The organism is Amorphoplanes digitatis (assembly GCF_014205335.1).
Classification (GTDB): domain Bacteria; phylum Actinomycetota; class Actinomycetes; order Mycobacteriales; family Micromonosporaceae; genus Actinoplanes; species Actinoplanes digitatus.
The window spans coordinates 4,782,089-4,801,159 of the sequence record NZ_JACHNH010000001.1; the positions used below are offsets into that span (position 1 = coordinate 4,782,089).

The window sequence follows — 19,071 nt, forward strand, 5'->3', positions numbered from 1 at the left end:
GATGCGGAGTGTCAAGAGGTCATGAACTCGGTAACGAGCCAGGTAAATGGTGTGCAATCATGCCGGTACGAAGTTGGGAGCGCTCACAGTTTGGAGCCGTACATGCCGCTCATCCCGCGGATGGACCGGATCGCCTACGGCGGGGACTACAACCCTGAGCAGTGGCCCGAGGCGGTCTGGGCGCAGGACGTCGAGCTGATGCGCGAGGCCGGCGTCAACCTCGTCAGCCTGGGGATCTTCGCCTGGGCGCTGCTCGAGCCCGCGCCCGGCGAGTACGAGTTCGGCTGGCTCGACCGCAGCCTCGACCTGCTGCACCACGCCGGGATCGCGGTCGACCTGGCCACCCCGACCGCCGCGCCGCCGCCCTGGTTCCTGCGCCGCCACCCGGACGCCGCGCCGATCACCCGCGAGGGCGTGCGGCTGGGCGGCGGCGCGCGGCAGTCGTTCTGCCCCAGCTCACCGGCGTACGCGGCGGCGTCGGCGGGAATCACCGAGCAGCTCGCCCGGCGCTACGCCGGCCACCCGGCCCTGGTGCTCTGGCACTCACACAACGAGTACGGCGGCGCCAACGCGTACTGCTACTGCGAGACCTCCGGCGCGGCGTTCCGCAACTGGCTCCGCGACACCTACGGCGACCTCGGCAAGCTCAACGAGGCCTGGGGCACCGCGTTCTGGAGCCAGCGCTACGGCGACTGGGACGAGATCGAGCCGCCGATCGTCGCGCCGACGACCGTCAACCCGGCCCAGGAGCTGGACTTCTTCCGCTTCTCCTCCGACGCGCACCTGGCCAACTTCCGCCGCGAGCGCGACATCCTGCACCGCCTCTCCCCCGGCGTGCCGGTGACCACCAACTTCATGCTGGCCAACTGCAAGAACATCGACTACTGGAAGTGGAGCCGCGAGGTCGACGTGGTCTCCAACGACCACTACCTGCAGGCCGAGCGGCCGGACAACCACATCGAGCTGGCCATGTGCGCCGACCTGACCCGCTCGGTGGCGCGGGGCCGGGGCTGGCTGCTCATGGAGCACTCCACCGGCCCGGTCAACTGGCAGCCCCGCAACCTCGCCAAGGCCGCCGGCGAGCTGCGCCGCAACAGCTTCCAGCACCTGGCCCGCGGCGCCGACGCGGTCATGTTCTTCCAGTGGCGCGCCTCGCGGTACGGCGCGGAGAAGTTCCACTCGGCGATGCTGCCGCACGGCGGCACCGCGACCCGGACCTGGCGCGACGTGGTGGCGCTGGGCGACTCGCTCGGCGCGCTGGCCGAGCTGCGCGACGGCCGGGTCGTCGCCGACGTGGCCCTGCTGTGGGACTGGGAGTCCTGGTGGGCGCTCGAGCTGCCGTGGCGCCCGGCGGCGCTGGCGTTCCGGGACCGCCAGGAGGCGTTCTACGAGCAGCTCTGGCGCGCGCACCGGACCGTCGACTTCGCGCACCCCGAGGCGGACCTGGGCGCCTACCCGCTGGTGGTCGCGCCGAGCAGCTACCTGCTCAGCCCGGCCGCGGCCGACAACCTGCGGCGGTACGTCGCCGGGGGCGGGACGCTGCTGGTCTCGTACTTCTCCGGGATCGTCGACGCGCACGACGCGGTGCACCCCGGCGGCCACCCCGGCGCGCTGAGCGACCTGCTCGGCCTCGTCGTCGAGGAGTTCGAGCCGTTGCGGGCCGCTGAGACCGTACGGCTGGACGACGGCCGGGTCGCGGACACCTGGACCGAACGTCTCGAGCTGCGGGGCGCGACGGCGCTCGCGTCCTATGCGGACGGCCCGGCCGCCGGCCGGCCGGCCGTCACCCGGCACGGCCGGGCCTTCTACGTCTCCACCCGGCTGGACGCCGCGGGGACCGCGGCGCTGCTGGCGACCGTCGCCGAGGCGGCCGGGCTGCCCGCCGCGCCGGAGCTGCCCGAGCAGCTCGAGGTCGTCCGGCGCCGCACCGACAGCGGCGGGTTCGTCATCGCCGTCAACCACGGGGAGACCGACGCCGTCGTGCCCGGACACGGCGTCGAGTTGCTGACCGGCGAGCGGGTGGCCGACGGCCTCCCGGTGCCCGCCGGTGAGGTCCGGGTCCTGAAGGAGAACCCCCGATAGGAGCTGACATGCTTCGCACACCCCCCGTCCTCGCCGCCGCCACCGCGGTGGCCGTCCTCGCCGTGGCACCACCCGCACACGCCGCGGCCGCCGGCGACGTGCACAACCCCGGATTCGAGGCGGGCGCCGCGGCCGTGCCCGCCGGCTGGTCCGAGAGCGGCGCGCGCGCCGCGAGCTTCACCGAGGCCGGCGGCCACACCGGCGCCTACCAGCTCACCCACTACTCGGACACCGCGTACCGGGTGGAGACCAGCCAGACGGTCACCGGCCTGTCCCGGGGCAGCCACACGCTGAGCCTGCGGGTGCGCTCGGACGGCAACCAGCGCGACGCCTACGTGTCGCTGCGCGGCTGCGGCTCGGCCGAGGAGCGGGCCGCCATCCCCCGCACCGGCGCCGAGTGGGTGCGGCTCGCGGTCACCGCCCGGGTGACCGGCGGGCGCTGCACGATCGTGCTGCACTCCGACGCGGCGGCCGGGCAGTGGACCAACTTCGACGACATCGCGCTGGACGCCACCACCGGGCGGCCCGGCACCCCGCTGGCGATCACCGGCGCGGACGTGTCGCACGTGACGAAGAACGAGGACCACGGCGCGGTGTACCGCGACGCGTCCGGCCGGCGCCAGGACCCGCTCCGGCTGCTGGCCGCGAACAACGTCGGCTACATCCGGCTCAAGGTGTGGGTCGACCCTGTCGACGGCTACAACAACCCCGCGGACGTGCTCGAGAAGGCACGCCGGGCGCACCGCGCCGGGCAGCGGCTGCTCATCGACTTCCACTACTCCGACGCCTGGGCCGACCCCGGCAAGCAGATCAAGCCGGCGGCCTGGGCGGCGCTGAGCTTCGACGACCTGTCCCGGGCGGTGTACGACCACACCTACGCGGTGCTGCGCGACCTGCGCGCGCAGGGCACCCCGGCGGCGATGGCCCAGATCGGCAACGAGATCAACGGCGGGATGCTGTGGCCGGACGGCCGCTGGGACAACTGGGACGGGCTGGCCGCGCTGCTCACCTCCGGCGCGAACGCGGTGCACGCCGCGTCGCCGGGCACCAAGGTGGTGCTGCACCTCGCCGAGGGCGGCAACCTCGGCGGGCACCAGTGGTGGTTCGACCAGGCCACGTCGCGCGGGGTGCCGTTCGACGTGATCGCGGTGTCCCACTACGTCTACTGGCACGGCTCGCTCGGCGCGTTGCAGGCCAACCTGATGAACCTGTCCACCCGGTACGGCCGGCCGGTCATGGTCGCGGAGACCGCGTACGGCTTCACCACCGCGGAGAACGACCACGAGACGAACATCTTCAACGCCTCCCTCGCGCAGGCGGGTGGCTACCCTGCCACGCCGCGCGGGCAGGCGGACGCGCTGCGCGACATCCTGACGGTGGTCGCGGGGGTGCCCGGCGCGCTGGGCGTCTTCTACTGGGAGCCGACGTGGACGGCGGCCGACGGAGCCGGCTGGGATCCCGCCGATCCGGCGTCGGGCGACGGCTGGGAGAACCAGGCCCTCTTCGACTACCAGGGGCGCGCCTTGCCCGGCCTTGCGGTGTTCCGGCGCTTCTAGCGACACGCCACCTCCACCGGCCTCTACCGCCGGTGGAGGTGGCGACTCCTACGTTTCGCGGGCGATGGACTCGGCGATCCGCTTGATGCGCCGCAGCCGGGCGTCCCAGGCCGCGCCGACCGAGGAGAGCTGCGCGACCGCCCGCGCCAGCTGCGCCTCGTCCACCCGGTAGCGCCGCTCCCGGCCCGCCGGCGTGCCGTGCACCAGGCCGGCGCGGTCGAGCACGCCGAGGTGCTTCGCGATGGCCTGCCGCGTCACGGGCAGCCGGGTGCTGAGGCCGGTTGCCGTGCCGTCGCCGTCGAGCAGGAGCAGGTCGAGCATCCGCCGCCGGGTCGGGTCGCCGATCGCGGACCACAGGTCGTCGTCGACGGCGGTGCTCACGGCGCCGCGACCAGCCGCGCGACGTACTCACCGAGCCGGGGCACGAAGGTGTCCCAGCCGGAGACGTGGTCGTCGTGTACCTCCTTCAGCTTCGCGGCCTCCCAGCCCATCTCCCGGAACCCGGTCTCGGTGAGCCGGATCCTGGTGCCCGCGCCCGCCGGGGTGAGCTCGAACGTGACAAGCAGCGAGTCGGCGGAGTCGAGCCGGCCGTCGGCGTGGCACCAGCGGAACGAGAACCGCCGGGGCGGCTCGGCGTCCACCACGACCATCGGGGCGACGTGCGCCCGGTCGCCCCAGGCGAGCTCGCCGACCGCGCCGGGCGCCGCCTCGAACTCGGCCTCGTCGGCCCACCACTGTGAGATGTGCTCGGGGGTGCTGACGACCTCGAAGACCACCTCAGGCGGGGCGTCGACGTGGATCTCGCGTTCGATGCTGCCGTATTCCATGCTCGCCACGCTTCCTCGATATGCAACGTCTGGTTGCACATCAAGCTAGCCGACCACCCGCGTCAACGCAACCATTGGTTGCGCTAGGCCGGACCGAAGATCAGGTCCAGGTGCGCGTCAAGCGCGCGCAGCGCCACCTCGGGCGTGAAGTGTCCGCCGAGCAGATAGACGCCGAGCCCCTCCATCGTGGCGAGCAGCCCGGCCGCGGCGGCCTCCGGGTCCTTCGCCTCGCCGCCGGCCCGGACCAGGCCGGTCACGAAGCCGAACAGCTCCCGGGTCTGCTCGCGCAGCGGGCCCCCGGCCTCGACCCGGACCGACGTGTACGCCAGGAAGGCGAGCGCGACCCGCCCGTACGCCCGGCTCTCGTCGTCCAGCGGCAGCACCCCGGCGAGGAGGGTGCGCAGCAGCAGGCGCGGGCCCGGGTCCGCGCCGAGGTGGCCCATCCGCTCGGTGATCCGGGCCTGCTGGCGCTCCTGCACGACCGCCATGGCGAACGTCATCATCTCGCCCTTGGTGCGGAAGTAGTGCTGCACCATGCCCGTCGACACCTCGGCGGCGGCCGCGACGTGCCGCAGGCTGACCCCCTCCAGGCCCTGCTCGGCGGCGACCCGGAACAGCGCGTCCGCGATCAGGGTGCGCCGGGCCCGATGGTCGACCTGCTTCGGCATACGGACATGATTTCACGCCCCCACCCGGATCAGTCCCGGATGTGCGGGCCCAGCAGCGTCAGGTCCGCAGGCGAGAGCCGGTCGCGGGCGGTCTTCGCCTGATGCCAGTACGGGTACAGCAGCGGCGGCGCGCTCGCCTCGTCCAGCCGCGCCCGCTCCTGCGCGGACAGCGTCAGGTCGGCCGCCGCCAGGTTGTCGGCGAGCTGCTCACCGGTCCGCGCCCCGATCACCAGCGAGGTGACGGCCGGCCGGCCCAGCAGGTAGGCAAGTGCCACCTGGGCCGGCGAGACGCCCCGGTCGGCGCCGATCGACACCAGCACGTCCACCGTGTCGTAGAGCCGCTCCGGATCGTACACGGGCGGCTCGTTCCACTCGGTGAGCTGGCGCGAACCGCCGGACGGCCGCGCGTCGCGCCGGTAGCGGCCGGCGAGCAGTCCTCCGGCGAGCGGGCTCCACACCAGCACGCCGAGTCCCTGGTCGACGGCGGCCGGGATCAGCTCGTACTCGGCGTCGCGGGCCTGCAACGAGTAGTAGATCTGCTGGCTGACGAAGCGCGGCAGCCCGATGCGGTCAGCGGTGCCGAGCGCCTTCATCAGCTGCCAGCCGGCGTAGTTGGACGCGCCGACGTAGCGGACCTTGCCGGAGCGCACCAGCGAGTCGAGCGCCTCGAGGGTCTCCTCGAGCGGCGTGAGCCCGTCCCACTCGTGCACCTGGTACAGGTCGATGTGGTCGGTACGCAGCCGGCGCAGGCTGGCCTCGCAGCCGGCGATGATGTGGTGCCGCGAGAGGCCGGCGTCGTTGGGCCCGTCGCCCATCGCCATCCGCACCTTCGTCGCGACGAGGACGTCGTCGCGGCGTCCCTCGAGGACCTCGCCGACGATCTCCTCCGAGAGCCCGCCGGAGTAGACGTCGGCGGTGTCGATCAGGTTGACACCGGCGTCGAGACACTGGTCGACCTGCCGGCGGGCCTCCGCCACATCGGTCGATCCGACGTCGGCGAAGTTGCCCTTGCCGCCGAACGTCATGGTGCCCATGGTGAGCACCGAGACACGTAGACCGGACTTGCCCAGCGCGCGATATTCCATACCGCCACCCTAAGTCAGCGCAGGTCCGCTACGGCGGCCTCGACCTTCTTCCGCAGGTCCTCGGGCAGCGGCGTGTAGCCGACCCGGGCCGCCTGTGCCTGGCCCTCGGGGCTCACCGCGTAGCCGAGGAAGCTCCTGGTCAGCTCCTTCGCGCCCGCCTCACAGACCACCTCGTAGGTCACCAGGACGATCGGGTACGCGCCCGCGGCGGCGGTGCGGTGGTCGACGGCGAGCCGCAGATCGCGGTCGCGGCCCAGGACCTCGGCGCCGGCGACGGTCCGGGCCACGGCGTCGTCGGCCGGCGCGACGAACTCGCCAGCGCCGTTGCCGACGCGGGCCGTGGCCAGGCTGTGGAACCGCGCGTAGGACGCCTCGACATAGCCGATCGCGCCGTCGGTGCGGGCGACCGCGGTGGCGACGCCGTTGCTGCCCCGCTGCGCGCCGCCGCCCGGCGCCGGCCAGGCGCTGTCCGCGCCGAAGTCCCAGTCGCCGCCCGCGGTCGCGGCAAGGAACGCGGTGAAGTTGCCGGTCGTGCCGGAGCCGTCCCCGCGGTGCACGGTGCGGATCGTGGTCGAGGGCAGCACCGCGCCGGGGTTGTCGGCGGCGATCGCCGGATCGTCCCAGGTGGTCACCGCCCCGGCGAAGACCTTGGCGACGGTGGCCGGCGCGAGCCGCAGGTCACCCACGCCGGCGACGTTGTACGCCAGGGCGATCGGCCCGACCACCGCCGGCAGGTGCACGGCCACCCCGGTTCCGCAGCGGGCGTCGGCGGCGGCCTGGTCGGCGGCGCTCAGCGGCGAGTCCGTACCCGCGAAGTCGGCGGTGCCGGCGATGAAGGCGCGCACGCCGGCGCCGGAGCCGGTGCTGTCGTACTCGACGGTCGCACCGGAGCAGTTGATCTGATAGTCCTTGATCCAGGCGCTGACCGCGTTGGCCTGCGCGGACGAGCCCCGCGCCCGGATCGAGCCCGCCGCGCAGTGCACGGCCTCGTCGGCGGTGACGGCCGCCGCGTCGCAGCCGGCCACCAGCCCCAGCGTCAGCACGAGCGCCAGTCGAAGCTTCATCGGTTCCTCTCAGCGGTACTCGGCCAGGCGCTTGCGCACCCCGAGCGGCACCAGCAGCACGACGAGCCCGGCGAGGAACACCGGGATGACCGTCCACCCGGCCAGCAGCCGCCCCGCGTCGCGCAGGGCCGCGTCGAACTCCCGCCGGCGGGCGGTGGCGATCTCGTCGACCGCGGCGTCGAAATAGGAGAAGTCGAAGGCCGCGTCGCCGCGCCGGATGCCGGTGAGCGCGTCGATCGCCGCGGCCGTCCGCCCGGACCCGGCCAGCGTGACGATCCGGTCGTGGCCGCGCCGGTACGCCAGCCACCGCTCGACCACCTGCCCGGACTGCTCGGCGCTCACGTCCGGCCCGCCCGCGGCCGCCGCCAGCCCGCCGCCCTCGACAAGCCATTGCGACTTGCGGGTGAAATCCTCGCGGTAGTACGCGAGATTGGCGCTGACCAGGTAGCGGCTGGTGTCCGCGGCCGCGTCGTAGCTGAGCGCGCGGGCCTGCGACAGCGCCAGGTACGGCCGCAGGCTCTCGTCCCGGGCCGCGCTCAGCAGCCGCCCCTGCGAGACGAGCACCACGCCGGCCGCGGCCGTCAGGACCACGGCGAGCACGGTGGCGGCGAGCAGCGCCGGGTTGAACACCCGGCGGAACCGGCGCGCCAGCCACACCTGGAGAATCAGCAGCAGCACGACCAGGCCGGCACCCAGCACGGCGGTCAGCGCGAGGCCGACGATCTCGGTGGTGCGCTTCCGCGCGTACGCCCGGTCGAGCCGGTCCTCGCCCGCGTCGCGCAGCCGCTCCGCGGCGGGCAGCAGATCCAGGTGCAGCACATTGGTCGCCTGGGTGTAATAGCCGAGCGCGGCCGGCGGCAGCCGCCCCGGCGGCTGCGGCGGCGCCTGCGACTGGGCGGTCAGTGCCTGCCACACCCGCTGGCGGTACACCGCGAGATGGTGGAGCAGTTCCAGCACCACGGCCCGTTCGGCGGCGCCGGTCGCGGTGGTCAGCGAACGCTGGAGGTCGGCGTCGACCTGCCGGCTGCGACCACGGTACGTGCCGAGCGCGTCGATCTGGCTGCCGGACAACTCGGCGGCGTCGCCGGCCAGGACCATGCGGGCGACCTGGGCGTCCATGTCACTGAGCGCGAAGTAGAGGTCCGCGGCGGTCGCCGCCTGCGGCGCGGCCTCGCCGCCGATGACCCGCACCTGCCCCTGTATCCGGGCCATCATCGCGCTGGTCGTGGCGAGCAGCGCCACGGCGGTGACGATCACCGCAAAGGACCACAACCGCAGCCGTGCGGGTGTTTCATTTGATACCACTGACACGAGGCCAAGGTAATTCACCGCCGCAATTACCGAGCAATTTAAATATTCAACTTCTGTTTTCCCCGACTTCACCCGGCCGAGCAGTTCCGGCAATGGCTTTACCCTCCGCACTGGACGCTTCGAGGTGCGTCTGTTCCGATTGTCGGATGCGATTCGACGTCGACACGAAGGCATCGCCCGAGCAGGTGCGCCGGGCCTTCACGGACTTCACCGAGCGCAGGCCCCGAATCTGGAACCGCACGCTCGACCCGAAGACCTACGAACTACGGCAGCAGGGCGACGGCTGGGCGGTCGCCCGGGAGAGCAGTCCCGGTTCACCGTTCTGGGTCGTCGCCCTCGTCGTGGGCTTGCGCGCAGCATTCGCAGAGGCGTAGTTCGTCGGCACCGTTGCGAGCGAGATGGGTGGCCTCGTTCCACGGGCAGCCTTGACAGCCGGACACGATGTGGCGCGCCTGCTGCTCGGGTGTCATGCCACAGCCTCTCCGTCAATGGGAAGTGCCTTCCCCTCTGGGATGATCTGGCCTATCGCCGAGACAACCGGGTTATCCAGTACGTGCAGCGACAACCGACCTCGTCACCGCGTTCGACCGACTCACCGCGCTACCCGACCACGCGCCGGGCCACCACCGTGGCGAGACGCTCACGAAAGCGAGAGACCGAGGCTAGCGCGCCACGGGGAACTCGGAGATCAGCCGAGGTCCGTGACGGCCAGCCGGTTGTCCTCGGTGACGCAGGTCAGCAGGTCGCCCTCGTTGCGGCAGGTCTGTGCCGGCGCGACCGTGCCGCGCAGGACGACCTCGCCGGTCACCGGGTCGAGGCTGCTGACCGAGGTACGCCCGGGTGGTCGCAGGGTGGCCGCGATCAGGTACGTCAGGCGGCCCCGCGAGTCCCACACCGGCACGCCGCGATCCAGCTCGGCGAGGCGCCGCCCGGTGGTCGCGTCCAGGACGGTGCGCCGGGCACCATTCCCGTCCTCGGCCAGCAGGTGGCCGCCGGCCAGCGGGTAGACGCCCGCGGTACCGGAGAGCCGCCACAGGCGCGCGCCGGTCGCCCGGTCGTGGCCGGAGACCGACTCCCCGTCGCCGATGCACACCACCGGCCCGCAGCCGAACGAGCCGCCCGGCGGCTGCTCGACGGTCCACAGCCGCCGCAGCGTGTCGATGTCGTATGCGGTGACCGTGGTCCGGCCCCGCACCGTCTGATCCCGGTAGAGCTGCCGGCCCTCCACGGTGACGGCCGAATCATCCCCCGCCCGCGGCAGCGTTCCGGTCGCGATGACGGAGCCGTCGGCCGGCGCGATCACCTCGGCCCGGCCCTCCGCGGTGACGGTGACCAGGCGGTCGGGCCGGACGCCGGGGGTCGTGTCGGTCGCCCAGGAGACCACGCCGGTGCGATCCCGCGTCCACACCGTGCCGCCGTCGCGCAGGCGCACCAGGCGGATCCGGCGCGACCGCTCGCCGGCCTCGTCCCACTCCAGCAGCAGGGCGTGGTCGTCGACGACGGTCATTAACTCACCGGGCCCGCGCCAGAGCTGCCGGCCGGTCGCCGTGTCGACAGCGACCGTCTCCCGGCTGAACTCCCGGTAGGACGGGGTGCCGCCCGGCTCCACACGGTTGATCACGGTGATACCCGCCCGCATCAGCACCGTGCCGGCCCCGACGCCGGCCGGCCCGGAGGTGTCGTCGACCGCGGTCGACCAGCGCACCGCGCCGGTCCGGGCGTCGTGGGCGGTGAGCCGGTGGCCGGCGGAATGATCGAGTACGAGGATGTCGTCGCCGGAGAGCAGGTACGCATCGGCCTCCAGGGCGAACGGGACGTCCCAGAGCTGGACCGGTCCCCGCGGATCGGGGCGCGCCGAGCCCGTCACCGTGAGCACGCAGCACACCGCGACGACCGCTACCAGCCACCTCCGCCACTCGCGCCGGCGGAACGGGCGCGGCCGGAAGGCGGCCGGCGGGTCGTCACCCTCGTGATCGACCCGTCCAAGATCGATGACGGTCATGCGGGCAGCGTAGAGCTCTCAGTGGAGCCTGACGGCACCGAGCAGGCGTTCGATCGCCTCGTCGACGGTGGCACGGGAGCAGCCGAGATTCACCCGCATGTAGCCGTGGCCCTCGGCGCCGAACTTCTGGCCCTTGTCGAGCCAGAGCCGTGCCTCGGTGAGCATGAACTCATCGAGGGACTCGGCGTCCATGCCGAGGCCGCGGCAGTCCATCCAGGCGAGGTAGAGCGAGTCGGCCGGCAGTACCCGTACCCGTGAGGTCGCGCCGTTGATCCGGTCCGCGAAATGGGCGTGGTTGTCGCGCAGGTAGCGGAGCAGCGCCTCCAGCCAGGGCTCGCCGTGCGTGTAGGCCGCCTCGGCGGCGACCATGCCCAGGATGTTGACCACCGGGAACACGTTGCGGTCGTACTGCCGGGCGAGCTCCTCACGGAGCCGGCGGTCCGGCACGAAGACGTTCGCGCTCTGCAGGCCGGGAAGGTTGAAGGTCTTGCTCGGTGCGGTGCAGGTGATGCTGTTGCGGGCGAACCGCTCGCCGAGCGAGGCGAACGGAATGTGCCGCCTGGCCCGGTTGATGATCAGATCCTGGTGTATCTCGTCGGAGACGACGAGCACGCCGTGCCGGGCGCAGATCTCGCCCATCGTGGTCAGTTCCTCGGCCGACCAGACGTTGCCGGTCGGGTTGTGCGGGTGGCTGAGGATGAACACCTTGGTATCGGGCCGGATGGCGGCTTCGAACGTCCGCGGGTCGAACCGGTAGCCGTCCCCGTCGCGCACCAGCGGCGCGTAGGCCAGGAAGCGGCCGTTGAGCCGGACGTCGTCGTGGAAGTGGGCGTACACCGGCGGCTGGATCAGGATCGAGTCGCCCGGCGCGGAGAACGCCTGAACCACGGTCTTGAGCGTGGTGATGACGCCCGAGGTCTGTAGCACCCAGTCACGCGGAACCTCCCAGCCGAAGCGTCTCGCCTGCCAGCCGGTGACGGCGTCGAGGTAGCTCCCGGTCGCGCCCGCGGGATAGCCGAAGACGCCGTGATCAACGGCCCGGTGCAGGGCCTCGATCACCGCCGGCGGCGCCTTGAAGTCGGTGTCGGCCACCCACATCGGCAGCGGGTCGCCCGCGCCCGTCCACGACCACTTCATGGAGTTGGTGTTCGTCCGGTCAACGACCTCATCGAACAGCGCGTCAGCCATGCGAAGAGGCTATGAGCAAGGACCGGCCCCTGATCGTCGTATGCGCATCTGACGGCGTTTGCCGGCGCTCCGGCGCGTCATGGTGCGGAACCACGGTCCGGGGAGGTGACCATGTGCTGATGAGCTCCTCGCCGGATCCGACCGAGTCCGCCCCCGCTGGTGGGTACCTGCTGGACAATGCGCGCGCCGAGGCGGGCGAGCGGTTCGTCTGGCTGGCCGAGCTGTTCGACGGGGTGACGCGGGGGCACTTCGACCGGCTGGGGGTCGGGGCCGGCTCGCGCTGCTGGGAGGTGGGCGCCGGCGGCCCCGGCATCCCGGAGGCGCTCGCGGCGGCCGTCGGCCCGAGCGGGCACGTGCTGGCCACCGACATCGACCCGTCGTGGCTCAGCGCGGACGGCGGGTACGAGGTGCGCCGGCACGACGTCGCCGCCGATCCGCCACCGGAGCCGGGGACGTTCGACCTGGTGCACGCCCGGCTCGTGCTGGTGCACGTACCCGACCGGGCCCGGGCGCTGGCCACGATGGTGGCGGCGCTGCGGCCCGGCGGCCGGCTGCTGGTCGAGGACGCCGACACCGCCCTCCAGCCGCTGGCATGCCTGGACGACAGCGGCCCGGCGCAGCGGCGGGCCAACCGGCTGCGCGCCGCGGTCCGGGAGCTGCTGGCGCGCCGCGGCGCGGACCTGAGCTACGGCCGTACGCTGCCGCGGGCGTTGCGGGAGGCCGGCCTGGTCGATGTCGCCGCGGCGGGCTCCTTCCCGGTGGGCGGGCTCGCCTGCGACCGGTTGGAGGCGGCGACCATCCGGCACGTACGCGGCGAGCTGCTCGCGGCCGGCTTGGCCGACGACGCCGAGCTCGACGCGCACCTGGCCGCCATCCACGCCGGCGAACTCGACCTGACCCTCGCACCGCTGATCTCGGCCTGGGGCCGCCGCCCGGCCGCCGACTAATCGACGGGCCGGGTCCGCAGCGCCTCGTAGTAGGGCTTCATCGCCGGGAGATAGTCGTCGAAGCTCGGCGCGGGCAGGCCGTCCCGCGCCGCCACCAGCATGTCCAGGTAGTACTCCCAGCCCGGACCCATCTCGCCGACCCCGTCGGTGGTGTCGAGGTGGTGCACGAGCCGGAGCTCGGTCCGGCCGTCGGCGTGCGACAGCAGCAGCTCGAGCCGCCAGCCGCCGGACTCGTCGCTCGTCGACACGGCCAGGCGCCGCGGTGGCTCGCACGCGTCGATCCGCACGTCGAACCAGGGTTCCGTTTCCTCGAAGGCCATCTGCACCTTGATCATGCGGCCCGGGGCGGCATCGCCCTGCCAGGCGCCGAACCACCGGGCGGTGCGATCGGATTCGGTCACGCTGGCCCACACGTCCTCGATGGGGGCCCGGAACGTGCGGCTGACGACGAGGTCGGTGCCGTCAGCGGCCGGGAAGAGCCGGCCGGTCGGCGGTGGGCTGCTCATGCCGTGTTCTCCTGTCGTTGATCCGCCGCGTCGCGCCGGCGGCGCTCGCGGCGGGTGCGATAGACCTCGGTCTCCAGCGCGTCCAGGCGGCGCTCCCAACCGGCGGCCGGAGCGAACTGTCCGAGCCACCCGATCAGGCCGGCGAACCGCGACCCGTCGAGCTCATAGAGGCGCCGGCGCCCGACGAGCGTGTCGCGAACCAGCCCGCTCTCCCGGAGCACCCGCAGGTGGCGGCTGACGGCGGGCCGGCTGATCTCGAACCGGTCGGCGATCTCCCCCGCGGCGAGCCGTTGCTCGCGCAGCATCACCAGGATCTCCCGCCGCACCGGGTCGGCGATCGCCGCGGCCACGTCGTCCACCCGAGAAGCGTAACCATCACGTTACGCGTTTGGCAAGCCTGAGCCTGCCGGATGCGGCGGTCGCAAAGGACCATAATTTCATTGGATACCGCTGAAACGAGGCCAAGTAATTCATCGAAGCAATTGCCCGGAAATTTCATATATTCAACGTCGATTTCTTTGAACCGTCCCGGCGGGTCGGAGCATTCCGAGCCGAACCCCGCCACCCAGGCCACGTTGAAAGACTCGATCATTCGGTAGGCGCGAACCGATATTCGCTCGGCTGGAGCATTTCTACCGCCGTCGCGGCGATCGCCTCCAGCTCGTGCTGGTCCACTTCGGCCGCCCCCGACAACAGGACGGCGACAGACAGGTCATGCCATGCGACCACGACAAGCTTGAAGCGAACGACGACCGTGCCCTTGGCCTCCACCACGATTCGCGTACCGGCCGATGCCTCCCCCAGTTGCGGCACCGTCAGCGGGAACAGCGAGATGGTCTGGTCGCCCGAAGTGATGGTCGGGCAGCGCGCCGGCGCTTCGGCGAACTCGGTGACGACAGCCTGGGCGCCTTCCTCACCGAGGACTGCCAGGTGTTCACAAGGGTGCTGTCATCCTTCGTGAACATGACCGCCGCGGAGTCCACGACAGCGTCGGCGGCCACGGCGCGGATGGCTGACCGCGATCCATCGGAGACGCGGTCCCAAAGTGCGCACGCGTCCTTGAGGTCGGACGGATCACCCTCGCCCGGTTCCTCGACGGCGGTATAGCCCGAGGGCAGGTCGGTGGCTGTGAGCAGGGAGACCTGCAGCCGCTCTGAAATGTCGCGCCGTTATTCAAGATCCGAGGTCGCGCCGGCCGCCGCGGCGCGCGGGGTTGCGGCAAGGCCTATTCGCATACGCAGGCCGGACAGCGGCTCCCGATTGAAGGCGGTACGTAGAATGCCGCCGCCGCACTGCTCGCGAACATCGAATCCGGTGAGATCTCGACGGCGCCCGAGGGCCGGGCGCGGCTGACACGATCGTGGACGCCGTCGCATCGACCGGCGGGCCGACGCCCCCGACTTGGCTTACGCTCGGCGGGCATCGATGGAGCATTGGGAGGTGCTGCGCATGGACACGACCGCGTACCTGGAGGCCGTCGTGGAACAGGCGGGCACGTTCGCCGACTGGGTGGACGGCCGGGACGCCACCACCCCGGTGCCGACCTGCCCGAAGTGGACGCTGGCCGATCTCGTCGACCATGTCGGCTCGACGCAGCGCATGGTGGCGATGCTGGTGGGCGGGCGGATGACCGAGCCGAGCCAGGCGTTCGCCGGATACGTCCCGGCACCGGCCGACCCGGCACAGTGGCGCGCCTGGCTGACCGGCACCGCGGCCGAGGCGAAGCAGGCGTTCGACGCGGCCGACGACGACACGCCGGTGTGGGATCCGTCCGGCGGCGCCGCAGGGGTGCCGTTCTGGTCACGCCGGCTGTTCGGGGAGGCCTGCGTGCACCGCGCGGACGCGGCCGCCGCGCTCGGCGAGCGATACGAACTGGCGCCGGAGATCGCCGTCGCGGCCATCGACGACTGGCTGGACACCATGACCTCCCGCGGCTACTGGGAGAACCAGCCGGGCTTCTCCGACGCGATGCGCGGCGACGGCCAGACCCTGCATTTCCACGCGAGCGACGCGCCCGGCGAGTGGCTGGCACGCCGCGAACCGGACCGGATCGCCCTGGAACACTCACACATCAAGGCCGACGTCGCGGTCCGCGGCCCGGCCACCGACCTGCTGCTAATGATCAGCCGGCGCCGCCCGATGAGCGCGGCCACCGGCCTGGAGGTGCACGGCGACCGGGCCCTGCTCGACCACTGGATCGGAAACATGGACTGGGTGACCGGCGACTGATCAGTCCAGGTAGGCGGCCAGGGTGGGTGACTCGCCGGCGTTGTGTGCGGCCAGGAGGTCCGCGAAGCGCTCCGAGGGCATCACCCGGACGCCGAGCTCCTCGGCCTTCGCGGCCTTCGAGCCGGCGCCCGCGCCGACCACCACCAGGTCGGTGCGGGCCGAGACCGAGCCCGAGGACCTACCGCCCAGGTGCTCGACCGCCTCGTTGCCCTCGTTGCGGGTCAGGCCCGGCACCGAGCCGGTGACGACGACGGTCAGCGGCTTGCCGTCCTCACCGCGCAGCGGCAGCGACGGCGTCGCGGCCGTGCCGGGCGGGGCGTCGGCGGGTGCGGCCAGGCCGGGCGCGCCGGGCTCGGTCATGTTGACGCCGCGCTCGGTGAGTTTCGCGATGACCGGGGCCAGCTCGATCAGCTCGGCGGCGATGGTGGCCGCCCGCTCCGGGCCGACGGCCTCGACCTCCTGGAGCTGCTCGACCGTCGCCGCGGTCAGCGCCGGCATCGAGCCGAAGTGCCGGGCCAGGCGGCGCGACATCGAGCGGCCGGTCATCCGGACGCCGAGGCCGGTCAGGACCCGGGACAGCGGCTGGGTCTTGGAGGCCTCGATGTTGGCCACCAGCTTGGTGGCCGAGGTGCGGCCGAGGCGTTCGAGCTTCGCCAGCGCCTCGGCGTCCAGGTCGTAGAGGTCGGCGGGGTCGGTGACCAGGCCCGCCGCGACCAGGCCGGCGATGACCTTGTCGCCGAGGCCCTCGATGTCCATCGAGTCGCGGGCCGCGAAGTAGGCGAGCGACTCGCCCGCCCCGCAGGCCCGGCCCTGCACGCAGCGCCAGCGCTTCTGGCTGCGGTCGATCTCGCCGTGGCAGCGGGGGCAGTCCTCCGGCGGGGTGAACGGCTGCGCGTCCGCGGGGCGCTCGTCGAGTTTCGCGCCGGTGATCTCCGGGATGACCTCGCCGGCGCGGCGGACGAAGACGGTGTCGCCGACGCGGACGTCGCGGCGGACCAGGTCGTCGAAGTTGTGCAGCGTGGCCGAGGTGACGATCACCCCGCCCACCTGGACCGGGTCGAGCACCGCGACGGGGGTGATCACGCCCGTGCGGCCGACCTGGACCTCGATGGCGGCGAGCCGGCTGGTGCGGGTGTCGGCCGGGAACTTGTGCGCGATCGCCCAGCGGGGCGCCCGGCTGGACGAGCCGGCCCGGTCCCGGTCGGCCGGGTCGTCGGCCTTGACCACGGCGCCGTCGATGTCGAAGCCGAGGGTGCCGCGGGCCGCGCCCAGCGCCGCGATCGCGGCCAGCAGGTCGTCGATCGTCGCGCACTGCGGCATGCCGGCGGGCGAGCCCGCGGTCGTGGCCACCCCGAGGTCCGCGATCGCGGCCATCGCGGCGGTGTGCGTCAGGCCCTCGCCGCCGGGCAGGTCGTGCACCGCGTAGGCCAGGAAGGACAGGGGTGCGTCGTAGGCGCGGTCCTGTGCCCGCAGGGTGCCGGCCGCGGCGCTGCGCGGGTTGGCGAAGGGCCGGCCGCCGTGCGCGACCCGCAGCTCGTTGGCGCGGGCGAAGTCGGCGTCGGTCATGAAGACCTCGCCGCGGACCTCGACCGTCGCCGGGCCGGTGAGCGCGGCGGGCAGCCCGGCGACCAGGCGGGCCTGGGTGGTGACGTCCTCGCCGGCCCGGCCGTCGCCGCGGGTGGCGAGCCCCCGCAGCCGGCCGTCGACGTAGCGGGCCGCGACCGCCATGCCGTCGATCTTCGGCTCGACCGTGTAGCCGTGCACGGGGTGGCCGAGGACCCGGTCGAGGCGGGCCGCCCAGGTGCGCAGCTCGTCGGCGTCGAAGACGTTGTCGAGGCTGAGCATCGGGGTGCTGTGCTCGACGTCGCCGCCGGCGATGCCCGCGCCGACCGCGGCGGTCGGGGTGCCGGCCTCGACCCAGCCGGGCTCGGCCCGCTCGGTGGCGGAGATCCGGGCCAGCAGGGCGTCGTAGGTGGCGTCGTCCATGGCGAGGTCGTCGCCGGCGTAGTAGGCCTCGGCGGCCGGCCGGATCCGGGCGATCGCCTCGCGGTAGTCCTCGACCGTGTCGAAGCGCGCGGCCTTTGCCGCGTCGACGACCGGCGCGACCTCGTGGTCGGTGCCGTCGGGTCCGGCGGCGGTGCGCTTGGTCGGCATGCGGAGCTCACTTCCTGCGACGCGGAAAGACGATCTCCCAACGACGGGAGCGGTGTCTTTGATACCGCACGGGTACGACAGAACCCGCCGGGGTCCATTGAAACCCCGGCGGGTCCGCGGCGGAACCGTTCAGCCGGCGAGCTCGCAGGTGTTCGCCAGGTCACCGGCCGGCGGCCGGGCGACGGTGTGGCCGGGCGGCGGCGCCTGCCGCCGCTCGACCCAGCCGGTCAGCGCGGTGAACGCCGCGCGGAAGCACGGCAGGATCGGCCGCAGCCGGTCCGGATAGGCGTCGTAGAGCCCGTCGACGTGGTTGCCGCCCTCGATCCGGTAGTACCGGAAGATCGGGCCCCGGCGCTGCTCGCGCACCATCTCCGCGTACACGTCGGAATCCTGGGTGATCGGCAGCAGCGCGTCGAGGGTCCCGTGCAGGGTGATCAGCGGCCGCTGGATGCGGCCGGTGAGCGCGATCCGCGCGATCGCCGCGCGCACCGCCGCCGGGCGGCTCGCATAGTCGTAGTCGGCGTCGCAGGCGGGCGTGCCCGGCGCGCAGAACGGGGTGCCGGCCTCGGCCGGGCCGTCGTAGTCCGGGTCCAGCTCCTCGCGGTAGATCCGCTGGGTGAGGTCCCAATAGACGCGGTGGTGGAAGTCCCAGAGGAACTCCGAGCCGGGCGCGAAGCCCGCGGCGACGACATCCGCGGGCCGGTCCGGGTACGCACCCAGAACCGGAGGCAGGAAGGTGAGCAGGCTGGGCCGGCGCGGGTGCCAGAGCGTGCCCTCCCAGTCGACGCCGCCGTCGTACAGCTCGGGGTGGTTCTCCAGCTGCCACCGGACCAGGTAGCCGCCGTTGGACAGGCCCGCGGCGTAGGTGCGGCGCGGCGGGTGGCCGTAGCGGCGCGCGACCGCCGCGCGGGCCGCCAGGGTCAGCTGGGTCACCCGGTGGTTCCATTCGACGATGGCGTCGCCGGGGCGGCGCCCGTCGCGGTAGAACGCCGCGCCGACGTTGCCCTTGTCGGTGGCGGCGAAGGCGTAGCCGCGGGCCAGGACCCAGTCGGCGATGGCGAAGTCGTTGGCGTACTGCTCGCGTACGCCGGGCGAGCCGGCCACCACCAGGCCGCCGTTCCAGCGGTCGGGCAGGCGCACGACGAACTGGGAGTCGTGGTTCCAGCCGTGGGTGGCGTTGGTGGCCGAGTCGTCCGGGAAGTAGCCGTCGATCTGGATGCCGGGCACCTCGCTCGGGTTGCGGGCGCCGGCCGGGGTCAGCCCGGCCCAGTCGGCGGGGTCGGTGTGGCCGGACGCCACGGTTCCGGCGGTGGTGAGGTCGGCGAGGCAGGCGGCCTGTTGCCGTTCCGCGCCCGGAAGAAGAGGCGCGGAACACCCGGCCGACGGCGATGGGGGTACGGGAAGCAGGACGGCCGCCAGCAGGACGGCCGCGGCGCTGAGGGAAGGCAGCAT

General features: G+C 72.8%; 18 protein-coding genes. 5 read left to right on the forward strand and 13 right to left on the reverse strand.

Going from position 1 to position 19,071, the window contains the following annotated elements:
- The first annotated feature begins 102 nt into the window (after positions 1–102).
- Together BJ971_RS20960 and BJ971_RS20965 are read left to right on the forward strand one after the other, a co-directional pair.
- Positions 103–2,082, forward strand: a complete 1,980-nt coding sequence (locus BJ971_RS20960) for a beta-galactosidase (RefSeq protein ID WP_184994938.1) — start codon at positions 103–105, stop codon at positions 2,080–2,082.
- Between the two features lie 8 nt (positions 2,083–2,090).
- Positions 2,091–3,638: a glycoside hydrolase family 53 protein gene (locus BJ971_RS20965; RefSeq protein ID WP_184994939.1), complete on the forward strand. Its 1,548-nt coding sequence runs from the start codon at positions 2,091–2,093 to the stop codon at positions 3,636–3,638.
- 48 nt (positions 3,639–3,686) lie between these two features.
- Here the strand turns inward: BJ971_RS20965 and BJ971_RS20970 are convergent, their stop codons facing one another.
- From BJ971_RS20970 to BJ971_RS20995, 6 genes are all read right to left on the reverse strand, one after another.
- Positions 3,687–4,019, reverse strand: coding sequence for an ArsR/SmtB family transcription factor (locus tag BJ971_RS20970; RefSeq protein WP_184994940.1), 333 nt, complete (start codon positions 4,017–4,019; stop codon positions 3,687–3,689).
- Complete coding sequence (locus BJ971_RS20975) at positions 4,016–4,465, reverse strand: SRPBCC family protein (protein WP_184999004.1); 450 nt, start codon at positions 4,463–4,465, stop codon at positions 4,016–4,018. Before BJ971_RS20975 ends, BJ971_RS20970 begins: the two co-directional genes overlap by 4 nt.
- Positions 4,466–4,548: 83 nt before the next feature.
- Positions 4,549–5,133: a TetR/AcrR family transcriptional regulator gene (locus BJ971_RS20980; RefSeq protein WP_184994941.1), complete on the reverse strand. Its 585-nt coding sequence runs from the start codon at positions 5,131–5,133 to the stop codon at positions 4,549–4,551.
- 29 nt (positions 5,134–5,162) lie between these two features.
- On the reverse strand, positions 5,163–6,218 hold the full coding sequence (locus BJ971_RS20985; RefSeq protein ID WP_184994942.1) for an aldo/keto reductase: 1,056 nt from the start codon (positions 6,216–6,218) through the stop codon (positions 5,163–5,165).
- A gap of 14 nt (positions 6,219–6,232) precedes the next feature.
- Complete coding sequence (gene pstS, locus BJ971_RS20990; protein WP_184994943.1) at positions 6,233–7,282, reverse strand: phosphate ABC transporter substrate-binding protein PstS; 1,050 nt, start codon at positions 7,280–7,282, stop codon at positions 6,233–6,235.
- A gap of 9 nt (positions 7,283–7,291) precedes the next feature.
- The gene (locus BJ971_RS20995) at positions 7,292–8,665 is read right to left on the reverse strand and encodes a GlnX family signal transduction membrane protein (RefSeq protein ID WP_498368196.1); all 1,374 of its coding nucleotides are present in this window, start codon (positions 8,663–8,665) and stop codon (positions 7,292–7,294) included.
- A gap of 74 nt (positions 8,666–8,739) precedes the next feature.
- Between BJ971_RS20995 and BJ971_RS21000 the strand changes: the two genes are divergently transcribed.
- Positions 8,740–8,967, forward strand: a complete 228-nt coding sequence (locus BJ971_RS21000) for a hypothetical protein (RefSeq protein ID WP_184994945.1) — start codon at positions 8,740–8,742, stop codon at positions 8,965–8,967.
- A gap of 314 nt (positions 8,968–9,281) precedes the next feature.
- Here the strand turns inward: BJ971_RS21000 and BJ971_RS21005 are convergent, their stop codons facing one another.
- Both BJ971_RS21005 and BJ971_RS21010 read right to left on the reverse strand, forming a co-directional pair.
- On the reverse strand, positions 9,282–10,595 hold the full coding sequence (locus BJ971_RS21005; protein WP_184994946.1) for an outer membrane protein assembly factor BamB family protein: 1,314 nt from the start codon (positions 10,593–10,595) through the stop codon (positions 9,282–9,284).
- Between the two features lie 18 nt (positions 10,596–10,613).
- The gene (locus BJ971_RS21010; RefSeq protein WP_184994947.1) at positions 10,614–11,783 is read right to left on the reverse strand and encodes a MalY/PatB family protein; all 1,170 of its coding nucleotides are present in this window, start codon (positions 11,781–11,783) and stop codon (positions 10,614–10,616) included.
- A 119-nt stretch (positions 11,784–11,902) separates the two neighbouring features.
- Here BJ971_RS21010 and BJ971_RS21015 point away from each other — a divergent pair, with 119 nt between their 5' ends.
- Positions 11,903–12,730, forward strand: coding sequence for a methyltransferase domain-containing protein (locus BJ971_RS21015; protein WP_184994948.1), 828 nt, complete (start codon positions 11,903–11,905; stop codon positions 12,728–12,730).
- Here BJ971_RS21015 and BJ971_RS21020 read toward each other — a convergent pair.
- From BJ971_RS21020 to BJ971_RS21030, 3 genes are all read right to left on the reverse strand, one after another.
- Positions 12,727–13,236, reverse strand: coding sequence for an SRPBCC family protein (locus tag BJ971_RS21020; protein ID WP_184994949.1), 510 nt, complete (start codon positions 13,234–13,236; stop codon positions 12,727–12,729). The two genes, BJ971_RS21015 and BJ971_RS21020, sit on opposite strands and share 4 nt — an antisense overlap.
- On the reverse strand, positions 13,233–13,595 hold the full coding sequence (locus BJ971_RS21025; RefSeq protein WP_184994950.1) for a metalloregulator ArsR/SmtB family transcription factor: 363 nt from the start codon (positions 13,593–13,595) through the stop codon (positions 13,233–13,235). Before BJ971_RS21025 ends, BJ971_RS21020 begins: the two co-directional genes overlap by 4 nt.
- 229 nt (positions 13,596–13,824) lie before the next feature.
- Positions 13,825–14,007 (reverse strand): hypothetical protein, encoded by a 183-nt coding sequence (locus BJ971_RS21030; protein ID WP_184994951.1) that lies wholly within the window; start codon positions 14,005–14,007, stop codon positions 13,825–13,827.
- 678 nt (positions 14,008–14,685) lie between these two features.
- Between BJ971_RS21030 and BJ971_RS21035 the strand changes: the two genes are divergently transcribed.
- Positions 14,686–15,465 (forward strand): maleylpyruvate isomerase family mycothiol-dependent enzyme, encoded by a 780-nt coding sequence (locus tag BJ971_RS21035; protein WP_184994952.1) that lies wholly within the window; start codon positions 14,686–14,688, stop codon positions 15,463–15,465.
- Here BJ971_RS21035 and ligA read toward each other — a convergent pair whose 3' ends face one another.
- Complete coding sequence (gene ligA, locus BJ971_RS21040) at positions 15,466–17,619, reverse strand: NAD-dependent DNA ligase LigA (RefSeq protein WP_184994953.1); 2,154 nt, start codon at positions 17,617–17,619, stop codon at positions 15,466–15,468.
- 129 nt (positions 17,620–17,748) lie between these two features.
- Complete coding sequence (locus tag BJ971_RS21045) at positions 17,749–19,071, reverse strand: tannase/feruloyl esterase family alpha/beta hydrolase (RefSeq protein ID WP_203709217.1); 1,323 nt, start codon at positions 19,069–19,071, stop codon at positions 17,749–17,751.